The organism is Mesorhizobium sp. P160219, assembly GCF_057786095.1.
In genome coordinates, this window is sequence record NZ_JBYNWG010000001.1 from 1,563,658 (window position 1) to 1,579,686 (window position 16,029).

The 16,029-nt window shown below is 62.9% G+C and carries 17 protein-coding genes; 9 read left to right on the forward strand and 8 right to left on the reverse strand.

Annotation, left to right across the window (positions count from 1 at the left end; genetic code table 11):
• The first annotated feature begins 10 nt into the window (after positions 1 to 10).
• From rbfA to AC3EMP_RS07700, 6 genes are all read left to right on the forward strand, one after another.
• Positions 11 to 430, forward strand: a complete 420-nt coding sequence (gene rbfA / locus AC3EMP_RS07675; RefSeq protein WP_023669558.1) for a 30S ribosome-binding factor RbfA — start codon at positions 11 to 13, stop codon at positions 428 to 430.
• The gene (truB, locus tag AC3EMP_RS07680) at positions 430 to 1,401 is read left to right on the forward strand and encodes a tRNA pseudouridine(55) synthase TruB (protein WP_023692584.1); all 972 of its coding nucleotides are present in this window, start codon (positions 430 to 432) and stop codon (positions 1,399 to 1,401) included. Before rbfA ends, truB begins: the two co-directional genes overlap by 1 nt.
• A 44-nt stretch (positions 1,402 to 1,445) precedes the next feature.
• Entirely contained in the window at positions 1,446 to 2,540 is a 1,095-nt protein-coding gene (corA, locus tag AC3EMP_RS07685) for a magnesium/cobalt transporter CorA (protein ID WP_023692583.1), read from the forward strand.
• Between the two features lie 198 nt (positions 2,541 to 2,738).
• Entirely contained in the window at positions 2,739 to 3,008 is a 270-nt protein-coding gene (gene rpsO / locus AC3EMP_RS07690) for a 30S ribosomal protein S15 (protein WP_006202929.1), read from the forward strand.
• A 277-nt stretch (positions 3,009 to 3,285) separates the two neighbouring features.
• On the forward strand, positions 3,286 to 5,433 hold the full coding sequence (pnp, locus tag AC3EMP_RS07695) for a polyribonucleotide nucleotidyltransferase (protein ID WP_023688738.1): 2,148 nt from the start codon (positions 3,286 to 3,288) through the stop codon (positions 5,431 to 5,433).
• A gap of 85 nt (positions 5,434 to 5,518) precedes the next feature.
• Complete coding sequence (locus tag AC3EMP_RS07700) at positions 5,519 to 6,532, forward strand: class I SAM-dependent methyltransferase (protein WP_352670020.1); 1,014 nt, start codon at positions 5,519 to 5,521, stop codon at positions 6,530 to 6,532.
• A 16-nt stretch (positions 6,533 to 6,548) separates the two neighbouring features.
• Here the strand turns inward: AC3EMP_RS07700 and AC3EMP_RS07705 are convergent, their stop codons facing one another.
• From AC3EMP_RS07705 to fabA, 4 genes are all read right to left on the reverse strand, one after another.
• The gene (locus AC3EMP_RS07705; protein ID WP_023688736.1) at positions 6,549 to 8,102 is read right to left on the reverse strand and encodes a putative bifunctional diguanylate cyclase/phosphodiesterase; all 1,554 of its coding nucleotides are present in this window, start codon (positions 8,100 to 8,102) and stop codon (positions 6,549 to 6,551) included.
• Between the two features lie 183 nt (positions 8,103 to 8,285).
• A complete protein-coding gene (gene fabI / locus AC3EMP_RS07710; RefSeq protein ID WP_023669564.1) occupies positions 8,286 to 9,098 on the reverse strand; it encodes an enoyl-ACP reductase FabI in 813 nt (270 codons plus the stop codon).
• 33 nt (positions 9,099 to 9,131) lie between these two features.
• Positions 9,132 to 10,352 carry a beta-ketoacyl-ACP synthase I gene (gene fabB, locus AC3EMP_RS07715; protein WP_023736148.1) on the reverse strand — a complete coding sequence of 407 codons (1,221 nt, stop codon included), beginning with the start codon at positions 10,350 to 10,352 and terminating at the stop codon, positions 9,132 to 9,134.
• 122 nt (positions 10,353 to 10,474) lie between these two features.
• Positions 10,475 to 10,990, reverse strand: coding sequence for a 3-hydroxyacyl-[acyl-carrier-protein] dehydratase FabA (gene fabA, locus AC3EMP_RS07720; protein ID WP_023669566.1), 516 nt, complete (start codon positions 10,988 to 10,990; stop codon positions 10,475 to 10,477).
• A 344-nt stretch (positions 10,991 to 11,334) separates the two neighbouring features.
• Here fabA and irrA point away from each other — a divergent pair, with 344 nt between their 5' ends.
• Both irrA and AC3EMP_RS07730 read left to right on the forward strand, forming a co-directional pair.
• Positions 11,335 to 11,766 carry an iron response transcriptional regulator IrrA gene (gene irrA, locus AC3EMP_RS07725; RefSeq protein WP_023688734.1) on the forward strand — a complete coding sequence of 144 codons (432 nt, stop codon included), beginning with the start codon at positions 11,335 to 11,337 and terminating at the stop codon, positions 11,764 to 11,766.
• A 10-nt stretch (positions 11,767 to 11,776) separates the two neighbouring features.
• Positions 11,777 to 12,136, forward strand: a complete 360-nt coding sequence (locus tag AC3EMP_RS07730; RefSeq protein ID WP_023703478.1) for a DUF4260 domain-containing protein — start codon at positions 11,777 to 11,779, stop codon at positions 12,134 to 12,136.
• Between the two features lie 13 nt (positions 12,137 to 12,149).
• Here AC3EMP_RS07730 and AC3EMP_RS07735 read toward each other — a convergent pair whose 3' ends face one another.
• Positions 12,150 to 12,707: an SH3 domain-containing protein gene (locus AC3EMP_RS07735; protein WP_023703477.1), complete on the reverse strand. Its 558-nt coding sequence runs from the start codon at positions 12,705 to 12,707 to the stop codon at positions 12,150 to 12,152.
• 157 nt (positions 12,708 to 12,864) lie between these two features.
• Between AC3EMP_RS07735 and AC3EMP_RS07740 the strand changes: the two genes are divergently transcribed.
• The gene (locus tag AC3EMP_RS07740) at positions 12,865 to 13,866 is read left to right on the forward strand and encodes a 2-hydroxyacid dehydrogenase (RefSeq protein ID WP_023703476.1); all 1,002 of its coding nucleotides are present in this window, start codon (positions 12,865 to 12,867) and stop codon (positions 13,864 to 13,866) included.
• Between the two features lie 12 nt (positions 13,867 to 13,878).
• Here the strand turns inward: AC3EMP_RS07740 and AC3EMP_RS07745 are convergent, their stop codons facing one another.
• The 3 genes from AC3EMP_RS07745 to AC3EMP_RS07755 are packed head-to-tail and all read right to left on the reverse strand — an operon-like array spanning position 13,879 to position 16,027.
• Positions 13,879 to 14,292: an aconitase X swivel domain-containing protein gene (locus AC3EMP_RS07745; protein ID WP_023682001.1), complete on the reverse strand. Its 414-nt coding sequence runs from the start codon at positions 14,290 to 14,292 to the stop codon at positions 13,879 to 13,881.
• Entirely contained in the window at positions 14,289 to 15,542 is a 1,254-nt protein-coding gene (locus AC3EMP_RS07750) for an aconitase X (RefSeq protein WP_023682000.1), read from the reverse strand. Before AC3EMP_RS07750 ends, AC3EMP_RS07745 begins: the two co-directional genes overlap by 4 nt.
• The gene (locus AC3EMP_RS07755) at positions 15,539 to 16,027 is read right to left on the reverse strand and encodes a GNAT family N-acetyltransferase (RefSeq protein ID WP_023755156.1); all 489 of its coding nucleotides are present in this window, start codon (positions 16,025 to 16,027) and stop codon (positions 15,539 to 15,541) included. Before AC3EMP_RS07755 ends, AC3EMP_RS07750 begins: the two co-directional genes overlap by 4 nt.
• Positions 16,028 to 16,029 lie beyond the last annotated feature (2 nt).

Genomic DNA, 16,029 nt, shown 5'->3' on the forward strand with positions numbered 1-16,029 from the left:
ATTGAGAAAAATGCCCCGTCCAACCGCCTCCAGCCCATCCCAGCGCATGCTTCGCGTCGCCGAACAGGTGCGCCATGCGCTGTCGGAAACCTTGCAGCGCGGCGAGATTATCGACCCGCTGATCGAGAACACCGTGGTTTCGGTCTCGGAAGTGCGTATGTCCACTGATCTGAGGGTCGCAACGGCCTTCGTTTCGCCGCTCGGCGCCAAGGACACGGGTGCGGTCATCGACGCGCTCAACAAGCACGCGAAGTTCGTCCGTGGCCGCGTCTCCGGCGCGCTCCGCCAGATGAAGTTCATGCCGGAGTTCCGCTTCAAGCTCGATACGTCCTTCGACAATTTCGCCAGGATCAACGATTTGCTGAAATCGCCGGAAGTCGCGCGAGACTTGGGTGCCGATGGCGAAGACAACGACAAGGACGAGAAATAGTGGGGCGCCGCGGCAAGAAGAAGGGCCGGCCGATCTCCGGCTGGGTGGTGCTGGACAAGCCGGTTGGCATGGGTTCGACCGAAGCCGTCTCCAAGATCAAATGGCTTTTCCAGGCCGAAAAGGCCGGCCATGCCGGCACGCTCGACCCGCTGGCCTCTGGCATGCTGCCGATCGCGCTGGGCGAGGCAACCAAGACCGTGCCTTATGTGCAGGACGGCGCCAAAATCTACCGGTTCACCGTCGCTTGGGGCGAGGAGCGTTCGACCGACGATCTCGAAGGCCCGGTGACGCAAAGTTCCGACCGCCGTCCGGCGGAAGAAGATGTCAGGGCGCTGCTGCCGAACTACACCGGCGTCATCATGCAGACACCGCCGCAATTCTCGGCCATCAAGATATCAGGCGAACGCGCCTACGATCTCGCCCGTGGGGGCGAGACAGTCGACATCCCCGCGCGCGAGATCGAGATCGGCCGTCTGGACATCGTCGAGCACGCTGCCGACCACACTTTGTTCGAGGTCGAATGCGGCAAAGGCACCTATGTGCGCTCGCTGGCCCGCGACATGGGCCGCGACCTCGGCTGCTTCGGCCACATCGCCGAATTGCGCAGGGTCGAGGTCGAGCCGTTCACCCAGGAGGATTTCGTCACCGTCGCCGAACTGGAAGCCGCCCGTTTCGGCGAACAGCGCGAAGCTGACAAAGAGGGCGACGCCGATGTTGCCGACGCGCCGATCGACTTTGGCGCAATCGATGCGCTGCTCGTCGACACGGCCGCCGCGCTCGACTGCCTGCCGCAGATTGCCATCAGCGACGAAGCGGCGACCAAGATCCGCCTTGGCAATCCCGTCATCATCCGCGGCCGCGACGCGCCCGTGGAAGCCGAGGAAGCCTGCGCCACCGCGCGCGGCAAGCTTGTCGCCATCGGCGCCATCGAGCAAGGCATGTTCAAGCCGAAGCGGGTCTTTGCCGGCTGACCACTCCCGTCTAGTTTTACGTCGACGTCACATCCGAGGGGCACATGGCAAAGGCTGAGGCGGTGAAGAAGCGGGCGCCGGTGACAACGCGCCGGCCGCCGGTTGGAGCCTCGCCCGGCACGCTGATCGCCGATCCGGCGGCGCGACGGTCCGAGCTGCGGCTGACGCTGATTTCGCCTGAAAAATTCAAGACCATCAACGATGCCAGCATCGACGATCTCAACACCCATTGCGACAACTGGCCGGTCGTCTGGTTGGACTGCACCGGTCTCGCCAACATCCAGCTGATCGAGGAGATCGGCCGGATCTTCAACCTGCATCCACTGGCTCTGGAAGATGTCGTCAACACCGGCCAGCGGCCGAAGGTCGACTTCTTCGAGGACCACGCCTTCGTCGTCATGCGCATGATCGACGACGTCAAGGTGCATCGCTATGAGCAGATCGCGGTGTTCTTCGGCAAGAAATTCGTCGTCACCTTCCAGGAGCGCGAAGGCGATCCGTTCGACCCCGTGCGCAAGCGCATCGCCGCAGCGTTGCCCAACCGCTTGCGGATGCGCGGCGCCGACTATCTGGCCTATGCGCTCATCGATTCCATCGTCGACAGCTATTTCCCGCCGATTGAGGCCGCTAGCGAGGAGGTCGATGGCATCGAGGACGAGATGCTCAACACGCCTCACAAGCATCAGATGCGCCAGCTGCACGAATTGCGGCGCGACGCCAATGTGCTCAAGGGCGTGCTGTGGCCGATGCGCGACACGCTGGCGACGCTGATCCGCAACGACGTGCCCTATGTGAAGCCGGAGACGAAAATCTTCTTCAACGACACGCTCGACCACGCATTGCGGCTGATCGAGCTGGTCGAGAACCAGCGTGATATGCTGACCGGCTTGATCGAAATGCATTTGTCGCTGAGCCAGGCGCGCACCAACGACGTCATCTCTTATCTCACCATCGTCTCGGTGATCTTCATGCCGCTAACCTTCCTGGTCGGTATCTGGGGGATGAATTTCGATCCCGATATCTCGCCGTGGAACATGCCGGAACTGAAAGCCTACTATGGCTACCCGGCTTCGCTGCTGTTCATGCTGGCCGTTGCTGTCGGGCTGATCGTCTTCTTCAAAAGCAAGAAGTGGCTGTAAGCTTCCGGTGTCAGGGGAATCCTGGATTCCCGAGCAAAGGCTGCGACAAGCCGGCTTTATGAATGGGCTGGTGTTTTCCGGGGAATTGCCCTATATGCGCCGCAGCATCGCGCCATGTCGCTTTGCTTGCACCGGCCCCTGCTGGACGACATCCCGGCTGAGGGCGACCCGTTTCCTCAAACAGATAAGGAAAACACGATGTCGATTACTGCCGAGCGCAAACAGGAATTGATGGGTGAATTCGCAACCGCCAAGGGCGATACCGGGTCTCCGGAAGTCCAGGTGGCCATCCTTTCCGAGCGCATCAAGAACCTGACCGACCACTTCAAGGACCACAAGAAGGATAACCATTCCCGCCGTGGTCTGCTCGCTCTCGTCTCCCAGCGCCGCAGCCTGCTTGATTATCTCAAGCGCAAGGATGACGCGCGCTATCAGACGTTGATCGAGAAGCTCGGTCTGCGCCGTTGACGAATTGACCGGCGGGCTTTCGAAGGAGAGCCCGCCGGTCGCGCATTCTGCCAGTCGCATCGATTGGCCAGACCCGGTTTCGAGCGTGCAGAGGCCACTCGAAACCGCCCATGGACGGTCATGGGGCAGGATTGCAGGACGCTCGTGCGCTAACCAGCGCCGAAATTTACCGAGCTTCCCGTTGTCTTGCCCGTGGCTGCCCGAGAAAGGAAGCCAGGGAAAGGGCATCCGCGCACCGTGAAACGGCGCGGCCCTTTCCGCTTATTAAGGACAAGATATGTTCAACTACCACAAAGTGGAAATCGAATGGGGCGGCCGTCCGCTCATCCTGGAAACCGGCAAGATCGCACGTCAGGCTGACGGCGCGGTGCTTGCGACCTACGGCGAAACTAAGGTTCTCGCCACCGTCGTTTCGATGAAGGAGCCGAAGCCAGGCCTCGATTTCTTCCCGCTGACCGTCAACTACCAGGAAAAGACCTACGCCGCCGGCAAGATCCCGGGCGGCTACTTCAAGCGCGAGGGACGTCCGAGCGAAAAGGAAACGCTGGTTTCCCGCCTGATCGACCGCCCGATCCGCCCGCTCTTCGCCGACGGCTACAAGAACGACACCCAGATCGTCGTCACCGTCGTCCAGCATGACCTCGAGAACGATCCCGATATCCTGTCGATCGTCGCCACCTCGGCCGCTTTGACGCTGTCGGGCGTTCCCTTCATGGGCCCGATCGGCGGCGCCCGCGTCGGCTACATCAACGGCGAATACGTGCTCAACCCGCATGTCGATGAGATGCAGGAATCCAGGCTGGACCTGATCGTCGCCGGCACCACCGACGCCGTGCTGATGGTCGAGTCCGAAGCCAAGGAACTCGGCGAAGAGCTGATGCTCGGCGCCGTCATGTTCGGCCACAGGGGCTTCCAGCCGGTCATCGACGCCATCATCAAGCTGGCCGAAGTTGCCGCCAAGGAGCCGCGCGATTTCACGGCGCCGGACTACTCCGCGCTTGAAGCCGAAATGCTGAAGATCGTCGGCGACGAGCTCAGCAATGCCTACAAGAACGTCGACAAGCAGAAGCGTTACGCCGCCGTCGACGCCGTCAAGGCGAAGGTCAAGGCAGCGTTCGCCCCGGCCGAAGGCGAAGACGCCAAGTACACCTCCGAGCAGATCGGTTCGGTGTTCAAGGAACTCCAGGCCAAGGTCGTGCGCTGGAACATCCTCGACACCGGTTCGCGCATCGATGGCCGTGACCTCAAGACTGTCCGCAAGATCGTCTCGGAAGTCGGCGTCCTGCCGCGCACGCACGGTTCGGCGCTGTTCACCCGCGGCGAGACCCAGGCGCTGGTCGTTGCCACGCTGGGTACCGGCGAGGACGAGCAGTATGTCGATTCGCTGACCGGCATGTACAAGGAGAAGTTCCTCCTTCACTACAACTTCCCTCCCTACTCCGTCGGCGAGACCGGCCGCATGGGTTCGCCGGGCCGCCGCGAAATCGGCCACGGCAAGCTCGCCTGGCGCGCTATCCGTCCGATGCTGCCGAGCGCGGACCAGTTCCCCTACACGCTGCGCGTCGTCTCGGAGATCACCGAGTCCAACGGTTCGTCGTCGATGGCCACCGTCTGCGGCACATCGCTGGCGCTGATGGATGCCGGCGTTCCGCTGGCCAAGCCGGTTGCTGGTATCGCGATGGGCCTGATCAAGGAAGGCGAGCGCTTCGCGGTTCTGTCCGACATCCTGGGTGACGAAGATCACCTCGGCGACATGGACTTCAAGGTTGCCGGTACCGAAGGCGGCATCACCTCGCTGCAGATGGACATCAAGATCGAGGGCATCACCGAGGAGATCATGAAGATCGCGCTGGACCAGGCCAAGGACGGCCGCCAGCATATCCTCAGCGAGATGGCGCATGCTCTGACCGGCGCCCGCCCCGAACTCGGTGAGTTCGCACCGCGCATCGAGGTTATGCACATCCCGACCGACAAGATCCGCGACGTGATCGGCTCCGGCGGCAAGGTTATCCGTGAGATCGTCGAGAAGACCGGCGCAAAGATCAACATCGAGGACGACGGCACGGTCAAGATCGCTTCGTCGAACGCCAAGGAGATCGAGGCGGCCAAGAAGTGGATCCATACCATCGTCGCCGAGCCGGAAGTCGGCGAAATCTACGAAGGCACGGTCGTCAAGACCGCCGACTTCGGGGCTTTCGTCAACTTCTTCGGTCCGCGTGACGGCCTCGTCCACATCTCGCAGCTTGCCAACGACCGGGTCGCCAAGACCTCGGACGTCGTCAAGGAAGGCGACAAGGTCTGGGTCAAGCTGATGGGCTTCGACGAGCGCGGCAAGGTCCGCCTGTCGATGAAGGTCGTCGACCAGGCCACCGGCAAGGAAATCGCCCGCGACAAGAAGGCCGAAGGCGAAGAAAACGCCGCCTGAGTGGTCTGACAATAGAGTTGAACGGGCGCGGCTTATGTCGCGCCCGTTTTCGTTTAATACCCGTCTACGACATGAGAATCGAAGAATGGCCGCTGAGCCGCTGAAGACACTGTTCCATCCCTTCGAGGCCGAGGGGTTCCCTCTGCCGCAAAAGGGCGAGCGTGTGTTGTTCCTGGGTGCGGAGCCCGGCTTCCGCTTGCCGGAAGGCTTCGAGGCAGAGCTCCATCTTGCACAGGGTTTCCGGCCGCATCTCCGAGCGCTGGAGCGTGCCGGTCACAAGGTAACGCCGCGCGCGGAAGGCGATGCATTCGATGCAGCGCTCGTGCTTGCCGGCCGCCATCGTGGGCTAAACGAGATGCGTATTGCCGAGGCGATCGAACGCGTCACGCCGGGCGGTCTGATCATTGTCGCCGGCGGTAAGGACGAAGGCATCGCCAGCCTGCGCAAGCGCATCGACGAGCTTGTTCCCATCGAAGGGCATCTGCCGAAATATCACGGCATCGCCTTCTGGCTTCGCCGTCCGGCCGATCTGGCGCCTGCGGAAAAACTGCGCGTCGCCAATCCCGCCTTGGTCGTAGAGGACCGCTTCCGTACCGCGCCTGGCATGTTCTCCTTCGACCGGATCGACGTCGGCTCGAAACTTCTGGTCGACAACCTGCCCAAAGACCTGCGCGGCAACATTGCTGATTTCTGCGCCGGCTGGGGTTATGTCGCCGCCGAGGTCGCGGCACGTTCATCCGGTATAACGGGGCTCGACCTTTACGAAGCGGATTTCGACGCGCTTGAGGCGGCCAAGGGCAATATCGGCCAGACAGGCTTCGAGCCCGGCTTCTTCTGGACCGATCTGCTGAGCGAGCCGGTCGAGCGGCGCTATGATGCCATCGTCATGAACCCGCCCTTCCATCGCAGCCGGGCGGCCGAGCCGGAAATCGGCGCCGGCATGATCCAGGCGGCGGGCAAGGCGCTGAAGCCGGGCGGGCGGCTGTTCATGGTGGCGAACCGTCAGCTGCCTTACGAACCGGTTCTGAAGGCTGTCTTCTCCAGCCATGCCGAACTCGCCCGCGACGGCATGTTCAAGGTTTTCTCCGCGCGCCGATAGGACGGTGCCGGTCGCCTCAATGCATGCTGACGATGCGCGCCGGCTCGTGGACGGGAATGGTCGGTCTGATATCGCCAGGCTTGATCTTGAGCGGCGCCGGCCTGCCGAACAGATAGCCCTGCACCATCTCGCAACCAGCTGCTCGCAAAAGCGTCGCCTGGTTCTCGGTCTCGACGCCTTCGGCGATGATGCCGACGCCGAGCGCCCGCGACAGGCCGACGATGGTAGAGACGACGGCGCCCGAATTGGAATCGGTGTCGATGCGGCTGACGAAGGAGCGGTCGATCTTCAGCTTGCCGAAGGCGAAGTCGATCAGGTAGCTGAGATTGGAATAGCCGGTGCCGAAATCGTCGACGGCCACCGAAATGCCCATGTCGGCAAGCTGCTGCAGGATGATGGCGGCGCGGTCGCGGTCCTGCATCATCGCCGTCTCGGTCACTTCGAGCTCCAGCCGCGACGGCTTGATGCCGGTGCTGGCCATCGTGTCGCGCACGATACCGACGAAATCCTTGGTCCTGAACTGGACCGGCGAGATGTTGACGGCAACGAAGCAGTCCTCGGGCAAATGACGGGCATCGCTGCAGGCCTTGTTCAGCACCCAATTGCCGATCGGGTGGATCATGCCGGTCTCTTCGGCGATCGGAATGAATTCCATCGGCGGGATCATGCCGCGTTCCGGGTGCTTCCAGCGGATCAGCGCCTCGTAGCCGACGACACGGCCGGTCGGCAGGTCGAGCTGCGGCTGGTAGTGAAGGTCGAAATCGCCACGGTCGAAGGCGATGTGCAGTTCGGATTCGATCCAGTGGCGGTAGTCGGCGACCTGGCCCATGTCGGAATGGAAGACCGACCAGTTGCCCACGCCGCCGGCGCGGGCATTCTGCAGCGCCAGGTTGGAGCGGCGCAGGATGAGGACCGGATCGACGCCATCCTTTGGCATCGCCACGATGCCGACCGACAGGCCGACCGACTGCAGGTGGGAATCGAGCTGGTACGGCTTCAGCATCTCCTCGATCATGGTTTCGACGGTGCTTTCCATGGACCTTTGGAGTTGGTGTTCCCAGACAAGGATAGCGAACTCGCCGGCGCCGATGCGCCCCATCACCGCGCCTTCGGGCATGCAGGCCTTCAACCGCTTGGTGAAGCCGCGGATCAGTTCGTCGCCATGGCTGTAGCCGATGGCGTCGTTGATCTGCTTGAAGCGGTCGATGTCGATGTCGATGAGGAACACCGGCTCACCGGTCCTGATCGTCGCGGACGCCGCGTCGGCAATCCTGCCGACCATCGCCGGCCGCGCAAAAAGCCCGGTCAGCTTGTCGAAATGGGTTTCGTTGAAAACGTAGTCCACCGATTCATCGACGCCGGCGAAGAAGGACAAGGCAGCACCGGCGGCGGCCAGCGCGCATAGCGCCGACGCGATGCCGATCATGGTTTCCGCCTGCATGCCGGCAAAGCCGTCCCCGAAACCATGCCGGAGGCCCCAAAGCCCAAGGATGAAACTGCCAAGGCCCGAACTGGCGACGGTGAGCAGCCGGAACACAGGTGTTCGCTTCGGGTTGCTGACAGCAGGCATTGCTCAGTCCCTGTCGCATGATCCCGAAATCAACTCGACTTCGGGAAATATCAAGCGCAAATTCATAAAGGCTAAAGCATCCTTTGCGCCCAGCAAGAACGCGCAGAGCCCAAGCCCATAGGACTTCTAGCGGATATCTCCTTAAAATGAGTTTCCGCCCATGCATCTAATTTTACTGGTGAATTAATCGCGTACGCTGTCGGTCTGCTTCAACTCATCCAGGGTTGGCATCGACACGATGTGATAGCCGGAATCCACATAATGGATTTCGCCGGTGACGCCTGACGAGAGGTCGGACAAAAGATAGAGCGCCGAGCCGCCGACCTCGTCGATGGTCACCGTGCGGCGCAGCGGCGAGTTGCGCTGCTGGTAGGAGTACATGTGGCGGGCGTCCGAGATTCCGGCGCCGGCCAAAGTACGCACCGGTCCCGCCGATATGCCGTTCACCCGGATGCCGCGCGGGCCATAGTCGTTGGCGAGATAGCGCACGCTGGCTTCCAGTCCGGCCTTGGCGACGCCCATGACGTTGTAGTTCGGCATGACGCGGACAGAACCGGCATAGGTCAGCGTGATCATCGCGCCGCCTTCGCTCATCAGCGGGGCGGCATGGCGGGCGACCTCGGTGAAGGAGTAGCAGGAGATGACCATGGTGCGGACGAAATTGTCGCGGCTGGTGTCGGCGTAGAGCCCCTTGAGCTCGTTCTTGTCGGAAAAGCCGATGGCGTGGACGACGAAGTCGAGCCCGCCCCATTCCTTGCCGAGCGTCTCGAAGGTGGCGGCGACCGATGCGCTGTCCTCGACGTCGCACGGCACCACCAGAGACGCCCCAAGCTTCTCGGCAAGCGGCTTGACGCGGCGCCCGAATGCGTCGCCCTGATAGGTGAAGGCAAGCTCCGCTCCGTGTTCGGACAATTTCCTGGCGATGCCCCAGGCGATCGAATGATCGTTGGCGACGCCCATGACAAGCCCGCGCTTGCCCTTCATCAGTCCGTCCATGGCCGGCAATCCCCCTACAAAAAAACGCTGGCCTTATGCGGAATAGCGCTGGAAAATCAGCGTTGCGTTGGTGCCACCGAAGCCGAACGAGTTGGACAAAACCGTGTCGATCCTGGCGTCGTCGATGCGCTTGCGCACGATCGGCATGCCCTCGAATTCGGGATCGAGGTTTTCGATATGGGCGCTCTCGCCGATGAAGCCGCCTTGCATCATCAGGATCGAGTAGATCGATTCCTGGACGCCGGCGGCACCCAGCGAATGGCCGGTCAGCGACTTGGTCGAGGTGATGAACGGCATCTTGTCGCCGAACACCTCTCGGATGGCGCCCATTTCCCGGGAATCGCCGACCGGCGTCGAGGTGCCGTGGGTGTTGATGTAGTCGACCGGCGTGGACACCGTCGCCAGAGCCTGGCGCATGCAGCGCACCGCGCCTTCGCCCGACGGCGCCACCATGTCGTAACCGTCCGACGTCGCGCCATAGCCGACGATCTCAGCGTAGATCTTGGCCCCGCGCGCCTTGGCGTGTTCGAGCTCCTCCAGGATGAGGACGCCCGCGCCACCCGCGATGACGAAGCCATCGCGGGTGGCGTCATACGCGCGTGACGCTGTTGACGCCTTGTCGTTATACTTCGACGACATCGCCCCCATGGCATCGAACAGGTCCGACATCGTCCAGTCGAGGTCCTCATGGCCGCCGGCAAACATCACATCCTGCTTGCCCCACTGGATCAGTTCGTAGGCGTTGCCGATGCAATGCGCCGAGGTCGAGCAGGCCGACGAGATCGAATAGTTGACGCCGTGGATCTTGAACCAGGTGGCGAGCGTCGCCGACGCGGTCGACGACATCGCCTTCGGCACCGCGAACGGACCGATGCGCTTGGGGCTGTTGTTCTTGAGCGTGGTCTCGGCCGCCTCGACGATGGTGCGGGTCGAGGGGCCACCCGAGCCCATGACGATGCCGGTGCGCTCATTGGTGATGTCGCTTTCGCCAAGCCCGGCGTCGGCGATCGCCTGGTCCATCGCGACATGGTTCCAGGCCGCGCCCTGGCTCAGGAAGCGCATGGCGCGCCGGTCGATCATAGGGGTCGGGTCGAGCGTCGGCGCACCCCAGACCTGGCAGCGGAAGCCGTGTTCGGCGAAGGAATCTGAGAAGCTGATGCCTGATTTGGCATCATGGAGCGAGGATTGCACCTCGTTGGCGTTGTTGCCGATCGACGATACGATGCCGAGGCCTGTGACGACGACCCTTCTCATTCGCAACTCCTTCCAGCGGATGATCCCGAAACCCTAGTCGGTTTTCGCCGGCGATCATACGCAAAACAAAAATGCCGCAGCGTCGTTGCGCGTCCGGGAACGCCCTGCTGCAGTGGCGCCGGTCAGGCGGCCGATTGCTTGGACAGCCCCACTTTGAGGTCTGTCGCCGCGTATATGGGTTCGCCGTCGGCTTTAAGCCAGCCATCGGCGATGCCGAGAACCAGGCGTCCGCGCATGACGCGCTTGAAATCGATGCCGTATTCCACTTTCTTGACCGAAGGCGTCACCATCCCCTTGAACTTCACTTCGCCGGTCGACAGCGCCATGCCCTTGCCCGGCTCGCCGAGCCAGCCGAGGTAGAAACCCGTCAATTGCCACATGGCGTCGAGGCCCAGGCACCCCGGCATGATCGGATTGCCGATGAAATGGCAGGCGAAAAACCACAGGTCCGGCTTGATGTCGAATTCGGCGCGGATGAAGCCCTTGTCGTGGGCGCCGCCGGTCTCGCTGATCTCGGTGATGCGGTCGAACATCAGCATCGGCGGATAGGGCAGCTGGGCGTTGCCAGGCCCAAACAGCTCGCCGCGGGCGCAGGCAAGCAATTCCTCATAACCGTAGCTGGATTTCGAACCCGCCATATGTCTCGTCCCCATAATGTCCCGGGCGGTGGGGCGCCCTTGTCGTTGGTTTCCTAACACAATCCCTTTCGGTCCGGAAACCGGCGTTTGCGCTTAACCCGCCCGTCTGCCCGGGTCAATGCGCGCTCTCGCATCGGCCCGAAATCGATCTCGATTCCGGAAAGCACGATGCGACGCCAAAAAAGCGATAGAGCGCACTTAGTGCGTCCAACTGGACGCACGTCGCTCTATTGATCGTATTCCGCCAACAGAATATATGTCGGGAGGTATCCAGTTTCGGTTGATGACGTTTTTTCGCCACTCTGGGCGTGTCTTGAGGCAGAACTGTGGGCTTGGACGGATAGATGGATCTGGGCTGCCGGAAGGAAAATGTCGCTGTGGACAAGCGGGTTCGCGAAGCCGGCCTCAGGCCGACACGCCAACGCATTGCGCTGGCCGATCTGCTGTTTGCCAAGGGCGACCGCCACCTTTCGGCCGAGGAACTGCATGAAGAGGCGGTCGCCGCCGGCGTGCCGGTCTCGCTCGCCACCGTCTACAACGCGCTTCACCAGTTCACCCAGGCCGGCCTGCTGCGCATCCTGGCGGTCGAGGGGTCCAAGACCTATTTCGACACCAACACCTCCGATCACCATCATTTTTACATCGAAGGCGAAAACAGGATCTTCGATATAGAAAGCGGTCCGGTGACCGTCTCCAACCTGCCGGAGCCACCCGCAGGCATGGAGATCGCCAATGTCGACATCGTGGTGAGGCTGCGCCCGAAGCGCAGCGTTTAAGCCCCAACCCGTGAAACCTGTCGATTTTGCAATCCGGCTCGAATGGGTTGCGGTCGCGGTCGTGGCTATAGTCGCCTATGCCGCGTCAGGCGTTTCCTGGTGGCTGTTCGCCCTGCTTATCCTGGCGCCAGACCTGTCGATGCTGGGCTATCTCGCCGGGGCACGGATCGGCGCTGTCGCTTACAATGCCTTGCACATATTGATCGTCCCGCTGTTGCTGGCGCTCGCCGGATATGTTCTGGCCAATTCGACGGCGACCGCGATTGGTCTGATCTGGATCATCCACATCGCCGTCGACCGCGCGCTCGGCTACGGTCTCAAACTGTCGGCCGGTTTTCGGGACACCCATCTCGGCCGTATCGGCCGTTAGGCCTCCAGCAATCTCAATTCTTGACGTGCTCGCCGGGATAGGCGCCCCACACCTGCGACTGGGCGATCCAGCCGGTGTGGCCGTCGAAGGTCATTTCGCACCACTGGCCATCGCAGGTTTTGATCGTGCCCGTAACGCCCGGCTCGATGATGGCGATGACGCTGGCGTCCTTGTCGGCATCGTCGAGCAGATTGATTCGGCCCCCCTTGGTGCGCTGCCAGGGGGCGACGATCGCGGTCCGGCGGCCCGACAGCAGCGACTGGTTGATCCAACCCTCCGAGCCATCGGCATCGCGCACGCGCCGCCAGGTATCGAATTCCTGGATGATCTCCATAGGCAGGCCGGCCTTTGTGTACATCCAGTCGACGGAATAGTTGGCGCCGGGCCCAACGCGCGAGTTGACGCGAGCCGATTTCAGGCTGACGAAACGCGGCAGCGGCAGGCCGCTCGGCCCGAGCGTGACCGTCTGCACAGGTGCGGCGGCACCTTGCGCCGCGGCTTGCGGGAAATGCAGGAGAGCGCCGAGAAGCGCTGCGCTGAGGATCAGGCGAAGCGACGCGAAACCAGACACTTTCATTCCTTTCGGCGCGTGCCCTTTGGCCCGGGCGCCCCTTTTTCTTTGTCTTCGGCGGCACCGCTTGTTACAGGAGTGGCAGGCACCGCGACCGGTATTCAGTTTCGCCTGTCTTGGTTAAAGAGGTCTCAACGAGATCGGGTTCGAGGAAACAATGGCAGGCAAAAAACGGCCTCTCGTCGTCATCACGCGCAAGCTGCCCGATCCGGTCGAGACCCGCATGCGCGAACTCTTCGACGCCAGGCTGAATGTCGAGGACCGCCCGATGACGCAGCCGGAGCTGGTCGCGGCGATCAAGGAAGCCGATGTGCTGGTGCCGACCATCACCGACCAGATCGATGCGGCGCTGATTGCCCAGGCCGGCGACAATCTCAAGCTGATCGCCAATTTCGGCAATGGCGTCGACAAGATCGATGTGGCGGCGGCGGCCAAGAAAGGCATTACCGTCACCAACACGCCGAACGTGCTGACCGAAGATACGGCCGACATGACCATGGCGCTGATGCTGGCCGGGCCGCGGCGGCTGGCCGAAGGCGCCAATGTGCTCACCAGCGACAAGAAATGGGCCGGTTGGTCGCCGACCTGGATGCTCGGCCGGCGCATCTGGGGCAAGCGCCTCGGTATCGTCGGCATGGGCCGCATCGGCACTGCGGTTGCGAGGCGCGCCAAGGCTTTCGGCCTGTCGATCCACTACCATAACCGCCATCGCGTGCTGCCGGCGGTCGAGGAAGGGCTGGAGGCGACCTATTGGGAAAGCCTCGACCAGATGCTTGCCCGCATGGACATCATCTCGATCAACTGCCCGTCGACGCCGGCGACCTTTCATCTGCTTTCGGCGCGGCGCCTAGCTCTGCTTCAGCCCACCGCCTATGTGGTCAACACCGCGCGCGGCGACATCATCGACGAGGAAGCGCTGGTCAAGCTGATCCAGGACGGCAAGATCGCCGGCGCCGGCCTCGACGTCTACGAGCACGAACCGGCGCTGAACTCGAAACTGCTGAAGCTTGCCGCCAAGAACAAAGTCGTGCTTTTGCCGCATATGGGTTCTGCGACGATCGAGGGCCGCATCGACATGGGCGAGAAGGTGATCATCAACATCCGCGCCTTCTTCGACGGCCACCGGCCGCCGGACCGCGTGCTGCCGCTACGGACTTGAAGCGGGCCGCGTTCAGGATGCGGTTGTGAGGGCGCCATCCGCCGCGACACTCACACGCTTGCCGCGATAGGCCTCAAAAGCGTCGCGCCTGAGCCTGAGCGCTACCGGCGTCGGCCAGCCCATTTCCCTGGCCACAATCAAGCCAAGCAGCAGGATCGCGTCCGGCTCGTGCAGCACGAGTGCCGTCGGCGCATGGCCATTGTGGACGAGTTCCATCAGCACGGCTGACGCTGAGGACGAGCCGATCGTGCCGGGCAGGAACAGCACACGCCCGGAAATGGTCTCGCCATGCTGCGGGTGACGGACATCGGCGATGCGGCCGCTCTTCGGATCGACGCCGCCCCAGAAGCTGATCGGCGCCATCAGCACCAAGGCCAGCCCTTCGCCTCCGCTGCCCGGCACCAGGATTTCAGCGACGGCGCTCATGCGGCGATATCCGTAAACCTGGGCTTACCGGCAACCGCGCTTTCCACGCAGTCGGCCAGCGAGCCGTAAAGCACGGCGTAACCGGTATTGCCCGGCGCGTAGTGCGCGAATTTTCCCGAATTGGTCATCAGCACGCCGCCGGCCAGATTCGGCAGGATCGGCGTCACCACCACGCAGGTGTCGGCGACGATGATGACGCCGCTGGCTTCGAGCATCTTGCGCTTGCCGTTCTGCTCCAGCCTGGTGAGCACGTGGCGGCCGGTGCAGGCGTAAATCGGCACGCTGAGCCGCCGCCCGCCAATCAGCCGCTCAAGTGCATCGAATTCGGCCAAAGACAGATGCGGACTGCCGATCGCCACGGCATCGATGGCGGTCTGCGTGGCTGCGGTGGACAGGCCGGCGCGGGCCTTCATGGCCATCTCCGGCGTTACGCGGATCATCGTTTCCGGCCTGCCGCCCACCAGGATGGTCTCGGCGTCGGGCGCTTCTGGCGTTACCCCAGCGATATGGAACAGGCCGACGGCGCCCGACGATGCCGCCGCCGCGCCGAAGGCCTTCAGCGCATCCTCGCCGGGATGGCTGGATATGCCGGTGACGACGCCGACCGCGTTGCCGACCTCACGGCCGTAGAGGTTGCCCAGCACCGGCCAGGCGATCTCCGAACCAAGGAACGAGGCGGAGAGGCCGGACACATCGAACACCAGCCGTGCCTGCCGGTTCTCGGGGCGATGCAGGCCGTAATCCGGCGCGCGGCCCGATATGGCGCAGGCGATGTCGAGGAAGTCGCCATAGCGGTTGGTGCGTGCCCCCAGCACCGAATTGCAGAACACCACCGCGTTGGATTCACCCCAGGCGACATCGCTGCCAAGCGCTGGCCTGTGGCCGGCCTGATAGGGCGCGCAGGTCCAGCTCTGCTCGCAGCCCAGTTTGCGGTAGGCCTCCATCATTCGTCGCGCCATGCCGCGCGCCGGCTCTTCGAGGCGCACGCGCGAGCAGCCCATCAGGTCGAGCGCGCCGACATTGAGCGTCGAGCGCACCGCGACCCTGGCGCCGCCATCGACCAGCCTTTCGGCAAACAGCGTGCCGGAATCGCCGTGATAGAGCGCGCCGTCTATATGCGTCGAGGCGATCGGGATCAGTCGCGGCGCGCCGAGCAGCGCAGCGCTTTCGGCAACGATGCGCATCGCCATCGCCGCCCCGTCATGGCCGGAGGCGATTGTCTGCTCCTGTGCGCTGAGGGCGAGGCTCACGCGAACTCCTTGCGCATGGTGATCGAGGTCGGCCGGTCATAACCGTCATGCGCCGTGCGCGCGGTTTCGCGGAAGCCGAGACGCGCAAAGGTTGCGTGATTTGCCGTGAGCTCGACCCGCGTCTGCAGTTCGATGGCGGGTTTGTTGCGGTTGCGGGCAAGGTCCTCGACAGCCTGCATCAATCGTCTGCCGATGCCTTGGCCCTGAAGCCCGAGTTCGACGGCGAACTTGCCGATATAGAAATCATCGGGTCTCTCCAGCGCAAAAACGCAGCCTGCGATCTGGCCGCCCTGCAGAGCCACGAACACCGTTTCCCGCCCAGCCTTGTCCCTCAGGCTTTCGACGCACAGCAGATGCGCAGAGGAGGGCGGGTCGATGACGCCGTCCATCGGTGCAAAGGCGCGCATGATCAGGCTGAGCAGTTCGTCCCAGCGGTCGAAGCCGGGGGCGAACTGCGTGACCAAAACACTGGCAGGCTGATCCATGC